Raw genomic sequence first — 11,338 nt, 5'->3', positions numbered from 1 at the left:
CCCGGCCGGTCAATGCCAATAGAACATGGCCTTGGCCAGGATCACGATCAACAGCATGTGGCCCAGGATGCTGCGGCGGATGCCCAGCGCCCGAGCTTCGCTCAAGCGCCCGCCGAGCAACCAGAACGCCAGCAACAGGTAATGGCCGATGATGCTCAGGGCCAGCACGATCTTCAGCCCCAGCAGGCTGGCGAAAGGGCTGGCCAGGGGCTGCGCCAGGGCCAGGCGATGGTGCCAGGCCAGGCCCAGTCCGGCGCCATACAGCAACAGCACCACCCCATGCAGGACCTTGCGCGAGCGCACCGACAGCGCCTGGTCGACCCCGGCCTGGGCCGTGGCCGGTATCTGGCGGCGCACCGCCGGCCAGATGGTCAGTTCGAAGAACAGCGTGCCGATGAAGGCAATGGCCGCCAGCAGGTGAATCAGCAACAGATAGGGATAGAACATTCAGGCTCTCCCGGCACTCAACCTGGGTGGCCGTCGACCCGTGGCCGCAGCAGCATCGGCCCATAGCGCCAGGCGTACAGGGCAAAGGCCAGGGCCCAGCACAGGCCCGCCAGCCACAGCCCGGCCAGCGGCAGCCAGGGCACCAGCAGCACCCGGCAGGCACCGGCCAGGTTGATCAGGATAAACCCCAGGGTCATGCCCGCCGGCGGCTGCAACGGCCGCCCGGTATGGCCCAGGCTGACTCGGGCGATCATCGCCAGGATCATTCCGGCCATGGCGCCGATGGTCAGGCAGTGCACCGCCAGGCTCGGGTTCAGCGCCACACCGCCATGCCACAGGGCCATGCCCAGGCACGCCAGCGCCAGCCAGGCATAGGCCAGGTGCAGCGACCAGAGCAAAGGCACCTGCCACAGGCCGCGATCATGCCAGCGCCACAAGCGCAGCAGATGCCCACCCGCCAGGGCGGCGAACAACAGGCCCAGCCACCGGTTCGGGGTCAGCGCCAGGCCACCGGCATACAGCAGGGCCACCAGCGCCGAGCCCCCGAGCAACAGCCAGTCGAGCCACGGCCAAGGCGCCACCGCCGCGGTGCGCCCCAGCCCGCGCTGGGTGAAGAAGGGAATCACCCGTCCGCCGATCAGGCCCATGATCGCCGCCACCAGCCAGATCGCCGCGAGCACCGCCTGGCGCTGCCAGCCTTCGTCACCTTGCACCAGGCCGTACAGCGCCAGGCCATCAACCGCCGCGAGCAACAGCAGGACCACCACCAGCGGGTAATTGCGTTGCTGGCGCACCCGCCACAGGGTTCTGCTCATCACCCCTGCCACCAGTAGCGGGAACCCCAGCTCAAGCACTACCAGCAGAGGCCAGGGCGGGTTCGCCAGCCAGGCCAGCCGTGCCGCCAGCCACAACAGCGCCAGCCCCGCCAGCGGTTTGCCGGACAGTCCCGGCTGGCCGGTCCAGGTCTGTACCGCGGTCAGCAGAAAGCCGGCGATGATCGCCAGCCCGAAGCCGAACACCAACTCATGGCGGTGCCAGGCCAGCCAGCCGCCGGCCGGCTGCCAGTTACCCAGCAAGCCCTGCAGCGCCGCGAGCCACAGCGGCACCGCCAACAGGGCCAGGACACAGCCGGCGAGGAACATCGGACGGAACGCCAGGCGCAGCAACGGCACTACGGCCAGGGCCTTACGGCGATCAAGTACTTGCATGAACCACTCCTTAGCTTGTTGCCGGTGCCATAGACGACCTCCGGCCACCACCTTCTGCCCTATACCGGCGGTTGTCGCTGCTGCACATCAATCAAGCGCTGGATGAGCGAGTTAGCCACAGCGACCGGCATGGCTGTCCCAGGCAACTGTGCAAGGGTCGTGCCCTGGGCCGGGCAACGGCCGGCCGGCGAGTCGGCAACCGCAACAGGGTCAAAACAACCCGATCACGGTCATTTCAACCCTATTCATCAGGGTCATTTCAACCCTAGCGCTGCCACAGGCCGGGAATTGTCCAGGCCGCAGCCTGGTCCGGGTCTTGCTCCGCAGCCCTACCCACAGTTCCTGGAGTCATCATGAAAAACCTCATCCAGCCCCTGGCCTGGTTCTTCGTCCTCGGTGCCCTGTTGGCCACCGCCAGCGGCCTCTCGCTGAGCCTGTTCTGAGTTCGCGCCCTTCCCTTTTACCCACGAGGACAAGTAGCCATGGTGTTTCACCGAGTCCATCACCAGATCCTGCGCAGCCATCACCTGTTCGAGCCCCTGGACGACGAACAGCTCGACGAGCTGCTGGCCAACAGCCAACTGCTGAACATCGACAAGGGCGAACCACTGTTCCGCCAGGGAGAACCGGCCGAGGCGTTCTATTTCGTGATTGCCGGGGCGGTGAAGATCTACCGGCTGACCCCGGAGGGCCAGGAAAAGGTCTTCGAGGTCATAGGCCCGCGGCAGACCTTCGCCGAAGCCATGATGCTGATGGACACCGCCAACTACGTGGCCTCGGCCGAGGCCGTCGGCCCGTCGCAGCTCTATCGGCTGTCGAATGCCGCCTATGTCCGCCTGCTGCAGCGCAACAGCCGCCTGACCTTCGCGCTTCTGGGCAAGCTCTGCATGCGTCTGCACCAGCGGGTCAACGAAATCGAGACGCTGTCACTGAAGAACGCCACCCACCGGGTGGTGCGCTATCTGCTCACGCAGTTGACGCAGGCCCAGCCGGTGCAACGCCAGTTCGAACTGCCGATGGCCAAGCAACTGATCGCCGGGCACCTGGCGATCCAGCCGGAAACCTTCTCGCGGATCATCCGCCGCCTGATCGACGACAAGATCATCAGCCAGGATGGCCGGCTTATCGTGATCCTCGACCAGCCACGGCTGGAGCAGTTCGAATGAGCGCCCTGTGCCAATGCCTGTATTGCCAACAGGACAATGGGGCCCGGGCCAGCCACTGCCAGCACTGCGGCATGCCGCTGCCGACCGCGGCGGCGCAGCTCGGGGCTCGCCGGCAACGGCGCTTTCTGTGGTTCTGCATCGGCCTGACGCTGTTCTGCCTGGTCATGGTGGTGTGGCTGCCACGCTAGGCGGGCGAGCCTGGCCCGGCTTCAGGGCTGGGTCAGCTGACGATAGAGCTGCGGCAGGCGCAGGGGCAACTGCTCGGGCTGATGGATCAGGCTGTAGCCGTTGCTGCCGAACAGGTACGGCAGGTAGGCGCCGGCCTCGCGGTCGATGGTGATGCAGAACGGCGTCAGCCCCTGGCACCGGGCTTCACGCAGCGCCTCGCGGGTGTCCTCGATCCCGTAGCGACCCTCGTACAGGTCCAGGTCATTGGGCTTGCCATCGGTGAGCAGCAACAGCAGCTTGCGCTGCCGCTTGCGCCCCTGCAGCAGGCGCGTGGCCTGGCGGATCGCCGCGCCCATGCGGGTGTAGTAGCCGGGCTTGAGTCCCTGGATCTGGCCACGGGTTTGCGCGTCGTAGGCCTGTTCGAAGCTTTTGAGCAGCGTCATGCGCACCTGCTGCCGACGCAGCGAGGAAAAGCCGTACAAGGCGAACTCGTCACCGAGCAGCGACAGGGTCTCGCCGAACAGCAGCAGGCTGTCGCGGATCACCTCGATCACCCGCTGTTCATCATTCAGGTGCGCATCGGTGGACATCGACACATCCGCCAGCAGCAGGCAGGCCAGGTCACGCCGGGTCTGGCGGCGTTCCAGGAACAAGCCGCGCTCGACGCTGCGGCCATGGCGACGCTCGACCTGGAAGTCGAGCCAGGCTTGCAGGTCCAGCTCGCTGCCCTGGGGCTGTCGGTGCAACCACTGGCGCTGGTTGCGCAACTGCTCGAATTGACGGCGCAAGCGCCGCGCCGGCGCCTGCAGGTGGTCCGGCAGGGCTTGCGGCTGGCAATCCCTGGGCTCGAACAGCTGCAGGTTGACCCGGTTGTCCTGCAGGCGGCCCAGGCGATAATCCCATTCCGGCAACTTGATGCCCTCGCCCAGGGGCAAGTCGTCGACGTCCGCCGGCGGCAGGTCGAGGTGCAATTTGAGGCCGCCCCCCTTGCGGGTGCGGGTCCGGGACAGCGTCAGGTGCTCAAGATCCTCGGCCACCCGGGCGGCGTCCGGGTCCTGGCTGTGGTCCTCCCAGCGGTCGAGGGCAACGTGCTCGGTCCAGCTGAACAGGTTCTCCAGGCGCACGATCAGCAGCCCTCCCTTGGCCGGCGCGTCGTCGATGCGTGTGGCGCGCTTGCGTCCACCCTGCTGCTCGCCGGTGCTGGCCGGCAGTTGGTAGTCGCTCTCTTCAATCGCCACCGCTTGCGGGCTGGCCAGGTGTTGCGGCGGGTACAACCACAGTGGCAACGGCCAGGCGGCCCGCTCGCTGCGGGGAAACTGCTGGACACTGCCCGGCTCGCGCAGGGCCTGGCGCAGGGCACGCTCCAGGGCCGCCTCGGCAGGGTTCAGCGAGGCCGGATCGGGGCGCAGTTGCAGGTGGGCGTCCACCAGGCGCCGGTAGCGCCCGGCCAGCCCCGGGTAATCCGCCAGCAGCGCCCGGGTCCAGCGCTGGTTGTCCCGGCCCCAGTGGCGCATGGGCTCGGCGCGGGCGGCAAGCAGCGCCAGCCAGCGATAGAGTTCCTCGTTCAGGTGCCGATCGGCAAACACCGCCAGGCTCGCCGGCAGATGCAGGTGTTGCCCGTCGCAGCAGGCCAGCGGCGCATGCCGGCAAGTCCCGGCGATTTGCTGCAGCAGGTTGCGGCGCAGCAACAGCTCGCGTTCGCTGGCGGCCTCGACGCTGTTGCCGGCGGCGCCGCCCATGGCTCGGTAAAGCAGCCCCAGGGCCCGCTGTCGGGGGGCCAGCTCGACCCGCGCCGCGGGAAAATCACTGCTGGCCCGGCGGGTGATGAAACGATGCCAGGCACTGCCGATCCATTCTTCCAGTTCAAGCGTAAAGGCCATTCGGGCGTCTCCTCCCCTACCCCGCAGGAAGCGGCCCAGCGTGCAGCCGGGCCGCGTTGTGTCGGCACCGCCGGACTCAGGAGCGCACCACCCGGACCGCCGCCGGGTCTGCGCGGCCACGCTGGCGGAAGCTCGACAGGTAGCAGAGCAGCCCGGCCATGAACCCCAGGCCACTGACCAGGCGCGCCCAGAACAACCCGCGCAAGTGCTCGACGGTGGACATGAACGGCAAGGCGCTGCCGTCTTCGGCCCAGCGTTGCAGCAGGATCTGCACCACGCCGGCGGCGGTGAGCAACAGGGTGATCATCACCATCGACAGGGTCATCAGCCAGAACCCCCAGACCTCAAGGGTCTGGGCCCGCTCATCCGGCGCCTCGCCCAGCCCGCGCAAGCGGGGCATGGCGTAGCTGATCAAGGTCATGACGATCATCGCGTAGGCCCCGTAGAACGACAGATGACCATGAGCCGCGGTCAGTTGCGTGCCGTGGGTGTAGAAGTTGACCGGTGCCAGGGTGTGCAGGAACCCCCAGACCCCGGCCCCGAAGAACGCGGTGACCGTGGTGCCCTTGGCCCACAGCGTGGCGGCGCGGTTGGGGTGCTGGCGTCGACGGTTGCGCACCATGCTGAAGGCGAACAGCACCATGGCCAGGAACGGCAGCGGCTCCAGCACCGAGAAGATCGAGCCGAGCCACAGCCAGACCTGCGGCGCGCCAATCCAGAAGAAGTGGTGGCCGGTCCCTATGATCCCGCTGATCAGCGCCATGGCGACTATCACATACAGCCATTTCTCCACCACCTCACGGTCGACGCCGGTGATCTTGATCAGCACGAAGGCCAGCATCGAACCCATGATCAGCTCCCACACGCCTTCCACCCAGAGATGCACCACCCACCACCAGTAGAACTTGTCCCGGGCCAGATTGGCGGGGTTGTAGAAGGAGAACAGGAAGAACACCGCCAGCCCGATCAGGCCGGTCATCATCACCATGCTGACCGTGGTCTTGCGGCCCTTGAGCAGGGTCATGCCGATGTTGTAGAGAAACCCCAGGCACACCAGCACTATGCCCAGCTTGGTGATGGTCGGCTGTTCCAGGAACTCGCGGCCCATGGTCGGCAGCAGCTCGTTGTGGGTCAGCCGGGCCAGGCCCGCATAGGGCACCAGCAAGTAGCCGAGAATGGTCAGTACCCCGGCCACGGCGAACACCCAGAACAGCAGGAGCGCCAGTTTCGGGCTGTGCAGCTCGCGATCGGCCTCCTCCGGAATCAGGTAGTAGGCCGCGCCCATGAAGCCCAGCAGCAGCCAGATGATCAGCAGGTTGGTGTGCACCATGCGCGCCACGTTGAACGGAATGGCCGGGAACAGGAAGTCGCCGATCACGTATTGCAGGCCCATGATCAGGCCGAACAGCACCTGTCCGAGAAACAGCATCAGGGCCAGCACGAAGTAGGGTTTGGCCACGGCCTGCGAAGCGAATTTCAGATGTGGATTGGCAATGCTCATCACTCAGCCCTCCTTGTTTGGCGGCCAGCCATTGGTGTCGATGTTCGAGCTCCACCTGAGGAATTCGGCGATATCGTCGACCTCTTGCTCGCTCAGGTTGAACTGCGGCATGGCCCGGCGCCCGGGCACGCCCAGCGGCTGCATCTTCATCCAGGCCTGCATAAAGGGCTTGAACCCCTCCTCGCCGCCACGACGCTGGTAGACGTTGCCCAGCTCTGGCGCGAAATACGCACCCTCGCCCAGCAAGGTGTGGCAGCCGACGCAGTTGTTCTGCTCCCAGACCGTCTTGCCGCGCACCACCGCCTCGGTCAACTGCGCCTGGTTGCTGCGTTTGGGAAAGGTCTGTTCGGTGTGATAGGTCAAGGCCAGGAAGATCAGGAAAAAGAACACACTTGCGCCGAAATAGATGTTCCTGGCCATGCCTTTGGTGAAGGTCTCTGACATGCTCGCGTCCTCATTGCTTGGCGTGGCCATGATAGAAAGCGCGCGGTCGAGAGCGACTTGATGGCAATCAAGAAAGCCCGATAGTTTTACTCAGGTATTGCCACTGCGGGTGCCGAACCCGGTTCAGGAAAAGTGCACATCGATCACATCCATCAGCGCCGCGACGGTCACCGGGTCATCGCTGAGGGGTTCGGCCAGGCACGCCAGGCAGGCCTGGCGCGGGTCCATGCCGGCACCGATCAGGCGCGCGGTGAAGATCAGCAGGCGGGTCGAGGCCACCTCCTCCAGGTCATGCTGGTCGAGCCGGCGCAGGGCCTGGCCGAGCCTGACCAACTGGCTGGCCAGGGCGCCATCGACCCCGGCCTCGCGGCGGACGATCTGCTCCTCTTGCGCCACGTCCGGGTAGCCAAGGCGCATGGCCACGAAGCGCTGCCGGGTGCTGGGCTTCATGCCCTTGAGCAGGTTCTGGTAACCGGGGTTGTAGGAGGCCACCAGCATGAACGAGGGCGGAGCCTTGAGCACCTCGCCGGTGCGCTCCAGGAACAGTTCGCGGCGATCGTCGGCCAGGGGATGCAACACCACCACGGTGTCCTGGCGCGCCTCCAGCACTTCGTCGAGGTAGCAGATGCCGCCCTCGCGCACTGCCCGGGTCAGGGGGCCGTCCTGCCACCAGGTGCCCTCGGTACCTATCAGGTGACGCCCCACCAGATCGGCGGCGCTCAGGTCGTCATGGCAGGCGACGGTGTACAGCGGCAGTTGCAGGCGCTGGGCCATATGCTGGACGAAACGCGTCTTGCCACAGCCGGTCGGGCCCTTGATCAGCAGCGGCAGGCCGTGGCGCCAGGCGTGTTCAAACAGCAGCGGCTCATTGCCCTGAGCCTGGTAGAAGGGTTCGCAGCGGGGTTCGGAAAGGTCCATGGGATACCTGGATAGCGACGGGTTGGCGGTCACGCTAAGAGCCCCGGCGGCAACCCGGCAAGCATCGCGCTGAGCAAACTTGATCGCGATCAAGCGCGCCGCGCCATGCTGCGGCACACCTGCCCCGCCCCGCTGTCAGCGGCGAGTGTCGTGGTCCAGCCAGTCAAGGCTGGACGCCGGCGACGGCGGCGTCGGTTGCTCGAACAGCTGGCAGATGGCATCCACCTCCAGGCGCCCGGCCGGCAGGATGCTGATGAAATCTTCCCGCAACGCCACCAGGCCGGCGCGATTCATGGCCTCGAGCCGGAGCCAGGCACCCGGGAAGAACTGCCGGAAGACCAGGCCATGGCGCCGTTCTATGGCTCGCACATCCAGTTCCAGGTCGCAGGCCAGGCGCTCCATCACCTGCTGGCGGATCTGCGCCCCCGCCAGGTGACGCCAGCCGCGCCAGGTGGCCAGTTGCCCCTGCTGCAACTGGCCCAGGTAATCGCCCAGCACCTCGCTGTTCTGCGCATGCAGCCCATCGAACCGGCTGACCGCGCCCAGCCCCAGGCCGATCTGGTCGCAGTAGCCATGCCGGGTGAACCCCTGGTAATTGCGACTCAGGCCGCCGCGCTCCTGCGCCATGGCCAGGTCGTCATCGGGGCGCACGAACAGCCCCAGGCCAATATGCAGGTAGCCCGCCTGAGGCAGGTGTTCGAAGCACAAACGCCGCATCAGGGCCTTGTCCTGCGGGCTGCTGGGGGCTTGCCGCGGCCCCTGGGCATAACGCCGTGGCGGCTGGGCATAGTCGAACACCTGCAGCCGGTCGGGCTCGAGCTCGACCAGGGAACAGAGCTTGTGGGCAAAGCTGTCCGGGGTCTGCCAGCCGCGACCATACCCCAGGTCAACGCTCACCTTGCGGTAACCGAAGGTACGCGCCGCGTCGAGCAGCGACTGGATAGGTCCCGGGTCCTGGTGACGGGCCGGCGCACCCTCGCAGGCGCAACCGCTGTCCGGCACGCCGATGCTCACGTGATTGAAACCCAGGTCGCGCAGCCGCTTCATGCTCGCCCAGTCGCTGCCGGGCAAGTCGACATCGACGCTGTAGTCGCCGCTGTCGTGGTCGAGGAAGTTGAAGCGCTCGCGCAGCAGGCCCATCAGCCGTTGCAGAGGCGCGGAGTCCAGGCCGCCGCCGGTGAAGTGGAACTGTTCCACCCCCGACACATTGCCCAGGTGGCAGGTCACCAGGCGGATTTCCCGGGACAGGGCAGCCAGGTAGGCCTCGCTGGCCTGGCCTGGGGCCGCCAGCGTAGCGGGCAGTTGCAGGTTCAGCGCCAGGGGCCGGGGCTGCTGCCGACTGGCGCGCAATGCCCGCAGCACATCCAGGGAGCCGACGCCGGCGTGGAAGCAGCCTTCCTCGACATGACAATGGGGATCGAGCGCCCCTGGATCATGCCGCACGCCCCGCCCGCTGCGAGAGTGAAAGACTTCGAACATGACACAAGCTCCGAGACGGGCCGCAAAACCGCAGTGTCGACCGGCAACCGCCCTGGGGTCTTGACCTGCATCAAACCCGACCGGGGTGCCGGTGAGGTGCCGTGGCTACCAGGCGATGTAGAACATGGCCTTGGCCAGCACCACTATGGCCAGCAAGTGAATGAAGACGCTGCGGTGGATGAAGCTCACCCAGCGGGCGGTCATGCGCTCGGTGCGAAACAACAGCATGGCGCCAAGGAAATGCACCAGCACGCTGATGGCCAGCAGGATCTTCAACGACAGCAAGGTGCCGAACGATGACTGCAAAGGCGCCGCCAGCAACGGCCAGTAGCGCAGCCAGAGCATGCCAATGCCGGCGCCGAACAGCACCAGCAGTACCCAGGGCATCAACTGCCGGGCCCGGCGGCCGATGGCCTGCTCGAGCAGCAGCATGACCCTGGCCGGCAACTGCCGGCGGAAACTTTCCAGAAACAGCACCTCGAAGAACACCGTGCCAATAAATATCAGGGCGGCGAACAGGTGCAGGGTCAGCAGCACGGGATAGATCATCATCCCCTCATGAATGGCCGGAGCGGACCCCAGCCTAGCGCTGCGGCTGCCCGGCGCGCTTGATGCCAATCAAGTAAATCGTCGCTGCCGGTACCAATCGGCATGGGGCTGGTCCCAAGGCAATGTTACCCAGGGCGCAATAGATATTTGCGTCGGAAGGAATTGATAGCACCCTAACGAAAGGTGCATGCTAGAGGGCTCGCTCGAGTCTCATATCATTCCGAATGATAGTTACCTTCGCTTCATTCGATTCGTGAGATATCACCCTGCCGAGCATCATCCGCCCATCTCAAATTACCTTGGCGGATGTACCCATGGACCAGTCAGTCAAACTCTTACGTTTTCCACTAGCCGTGCTTGCCGTGCTGGTGATGAGCGCTTGCGGCAAAGCCCCGGAAACCGCCTCCGCCCCGCCCGCCGCCAAAGTCAGCGTGGCCAAGGTGCTGGAACAGCCGGTCAACGAATGGGATGAATTCACCGGGCGCCTGGAAGCGCCGGAAACCGTGGAAATCCGCCCGCGGGTCTCGGGCCAGATCGATCAGGTGGCCTTCACCGAAGGCGCCCTGGTGAAGAAAGGCGACCTGCTGTTCCAGATCGACCCACGCCCCTTCCAGGCCGAAGTACGCCGCCTCGAAGCCCAGCTGCAACAGGCCCGCGCCACCGCCACCCGCAGTGCCAACGAAGCCCAGCGCGGCCAGCGCCTGCTGACCAGCAACGCGATTTCCGCCGAACTGGCCGACACCCGTACCAGCGCCGCCCAGGAAGCCCGGGCCGGGGTCGACGCGATCCAGGCGCAACTGGATGTGGCCAAGCTCAACCTGAGCTTCACCCGGGTGGTGGCGCCCATCAGTGGCCGGGTCAGCCGCGCGCAGATCACCGCCGGCAACCTGGTGACCGCCGATGTCACCCCGCTCACCAGCCTGGTCTCCACCGACAAGGTCTACGCCTACTTCGACGCCGACGAGCGCGTGTACCTCAAGTACACCCAACTCGCCCGCCAGGGCCAGCGCGGCCAGACCACCCCGGTGTACCTGGGCCTGTCCAATGAAGAAGGCCACCCGCACCTGGGGCAGATGAACTTCGTCGACAACCAGGTCAACCCCAAGACCGGCACCATCCGTGGCCGTGCGGTGTTCGACAACAACGACGGCAGCTACACCCCGGGCCTCTATGCGCGCCTGAAACTGGTAGGCAGCGGCACCTACTCGGCAATGCTGATCAGCGATGAAGCCGTGGGCACCGACCTGGGCAAGAAGTTCGTACTGGTGATGGACGCCGACAACAAGCCGGCCTACCGCGCCGTGGAACTGGGGCCGAAGATCGAAGGCCTGCGCATCGTGCGCAACGGCTTGAGCAAGGACGACACCATCATCGTCAAGGGCTTGCAACGGGCACGTCCGGGCGCACCGGTCACGCCTGAAGTGATCCCCATGGCCAGCAAGGAAACCCTCGCCGCCCTGGCCCAACAACGCCAAGCGCTGGAAGCCAGCAACCTGCCGCAGGTCACCCCTGCCAAAGGCGCTGCGGCTCCCGCCGTGAAACTCGCCGCTGCGACACCGCGCGGTTAAGGGACGACTC

Annotated in this window: 11 protein-coding genes; 3 read left to right on the top strand and 8 right to left on the bottom strand. The window is 66.1% G+C overall.

Features of this window, described 5'->3' with window-relative positions; genetic code table 11:
* Positions 1–9: 9 nt before the first annotated feature.
* Together ACZ5BO_RS16640 and ACZ5BO_RS16635 are read right to left on the bottom strand one after the other, a co-directional pair.
* Complete coding sequence (locus tag ACZ5BO_RS16640; RefSeq protein ID WP_464701123.1) at positions 10–447, bottom strand: hypothetical protein; 438 nt, start codon at positions 445–447, stop codon at positions 10–12.
* A gap of 17 nt (positions 448–464) precedes the next feature.
* Positions 465–1,655 carry an NnrS family protein gene (locus ACZ5BO_RS16635; protein WP_464701121.1) on the bottom strand — a complete coding sequence of 397 codons (1,191 nt, stop codon included), beginning with the start codon at positions 1,653–1,655 and terminating at the stop codon, positions 465–467.
* Between the two features lie 482 nt (positions 1,656–2,137).
* Here ACZ5BO_RS16635 and ACZ5BO_RS16630 point away from each other — a divergent pair, with 482 nt between their 5' ends.
* Positions 2,138–2,821 carry a Crp/Fnr family transcriptional regulator gene (locus ACZ5BO_RS16630; protein WP_464701119.1) on the top strand — a complete coding sequence of 228 codons (684 nt, stop codon included), beginning with the start codon at positions 2,138–2,140 and terminating at the stop codon, positions 2,819–2,821.
* A gap of 5 nt (positions 2,822–2,826) precedes the next feature.
* On the top strand, positions 2,827–3,009 hold the full coding sequence (locus ACZ5BO_RS16625; RefSeq protein WP_464701297.1) for a protein DnrP: 183 nt from the start codon (positions 2,827–2,829) through the stop codon (positions 3,007–3,009).
* 21 nt (positions 3,010–3,030) lie between these two features.
* Here the strand turns inward: ACZ5BO_RS16625 and ACZ5BO_RS16620 are convergent, their stop codons facing one another.
* The 6 genes from ACZ5BO_RS16620 to ACZ5BO_RS16595 all read right to left on the bottom strand — a co-directional run bounded on the left by ACZ5BO_RS16620 (position 3,031) and on the right by ACZ5BO_RS16595 (position 9,760).
* Positions 3,031–4,869, bottom strand: coding sequence for a nitric oxide reductase activation protein NorD (locus tag ACZ5BO_RS16620; protein WP_464701117.1), 1,839 nt, complete (start codon positions 4,867–4,869; stop codon positions 3,031–3,033).
* A 76-nt stretch (positions 4,870–4,945) separates the two neighbouring features.
* Positions 4,946–6,370 carry a cbb3-type cytochrome c oxidase subunit I gene (locus ACZ5BO_RS16615; protein WP_464701115.1) on the bottom strand — a complete coding sequence of 475 codons (1,425 nt, stop codon included), beginning with the start codon at positions 6,368–6,370 and terminating at the stop codon, positions 4,946–4,948.
* 3 nt (positions 6,371–6,373) lie between these two features.
* The gene (locus ACZ5BO_RS16610) at positions 6,374–6,814 is read right to left on the bottom strand and encodes a c-type cytochrome (RefSeq protein WP_464701113.1); all 441 of its coding nucleotides are present in this window, start codon (positions 6,812–6,814) and stop codon (positions 6,374–6,376) included.
* A gap of 123 nt (positions 6,815–6,937) precedes the next feature.
* Positions 6,938–7,732 (bottom strand): AAA family ATPase, encoded by a 795-nt coding sequence (locus ACZ5BO_RS16605; protein ID WP_464701111.1) that lies wholly within the window; start codon positions 7,730–7,732, stop codon positions 6,938–6,940.
* Positions 7,733–7,867: 135 nt separating this feature from the next.
* Entirely contained in the window at positions 7,868–9,211 is a 1,344-nt protein-coding gene (locus ACZ5BO_RS16600) for an oxygen-independent coproporphyrinogen III oxidase (RefSeq protein ID WP_464701109.1), read from the bottom strand.
* Positions 9,212–9,316: 105 nt separating this feature from the next.
* The gene (locus ACZ5BO_RS16595) at positions 9,317–9,760 is read right to left on the bottom strand and encodes a CopD family copper resistance protein (RefSeq protein ID WP_464701107.1); all 444 of its coding nucleotides are present in this window, start codon (positions 9,758–9,760) and stop codon (positions 9,317–9,319) included.
* Positions 9,761–10,074: 314 nt separating this feature from the next.
* Between ACZ5BO_RS16595 and mexE the strand changes: the two genes are divergently transcribed.
* Complete coding sequence (mexE, locus tag ACZ5BO_RS16590) at positions 10,075–11,328, top strand: multidrug efflux RND transporter periplasmic adaptor subunit MexE (RefSeq protein WP_464701105.1); 1,254 nt, start codon at positions 10,075–10,077, stop codon at positions 11,326–11,328.
* The last annotated feature ends 10 nt before the right edge of the window (positions 11,329–11,338 follow it).

The organism is Pseudomonas sp. FFPRI_1 (assembly GCF_055384485.1).
Note: the sequence above shows the minus strand (reverse complement) of the source record. Positions and strands in the feature narration are given on the sequence as shown.

Bases quoted from the DNA above. Each gene is read 5' to 3' on its own strand.
- ACZ5BO_RS16640 (WP_464701123.1), bottom strand. From the start codon at position 447: ATGTTCTATCCCTATCTGTTGCTGATTCACCTGCTGGCGGCCATTGCC.
- ACZ5BO_RS16635 (WP_464701121.1), bottom strand. From the start codon at position 1,655: ATGCAAGTACTTGATCGCCGTAAGGCCCTGGCCGTAGTGCCGTTGCTG.
- ACZ5BO_RS16630 (WP_464701119.1), top strand. From the start codon at position 2,138: ATGGTGTTTCACCGAGTCCATCACCAGATCCTGCGCAGCCATCACCTG.
- ACZ5BO_RS16620 (WP_464701117.1), bottom strand. From the start codon at position 4,869: ATGGCCTTTACGCTTGAACTGGAAGAATGGATCGGCAGTGCCTGGCAT.
- ACZ5BO_RS16615 (WP_464701115.1), bottom strand. From the start codon at position 6,370: ATGAGCATTGCCAATCCACATCTGAAATTCGCTTCGCAGGCCGTGGCC.
- ACZ5BO_RS16610 (WP_464701113.1), bottom strand. From the start codon at position 6,814: ATGTCAGAGACCTTCACCAAAGGCATGGCCAGGAACATCTATTTCGGC.
- ACZ5BO_RS16605 (WP_464701111.1), bottom strand. From the start codon at position 7,732: ATGGACCTTTCCGAACCCCGCTGCGAACCCTTCTACCAGGCTCAGGGC.
- ACZ5BO_RS16600 (WP_464701109.1), bottom strand. From the start codon at position 9,211: ATGTTCGAAGTCTTTCACTCTCGCAGCGGGCGGGGCGTGCGGCATGAT.
- ACZ5BO_RS16595 (WP_464701107.1), bottom strand. From the start codon at position 9,760: ATGATCTATCCCGTGCTGCTGACCCTGCACCTGTTCGCCGCCCTGATA.
- mexE (WP_464701105.1), top strand. From the start codon at position 10,075: ATGGACCAGTCAGTCAAACTCTTACGTTTTCCACTAGCCGTGCTTGCC.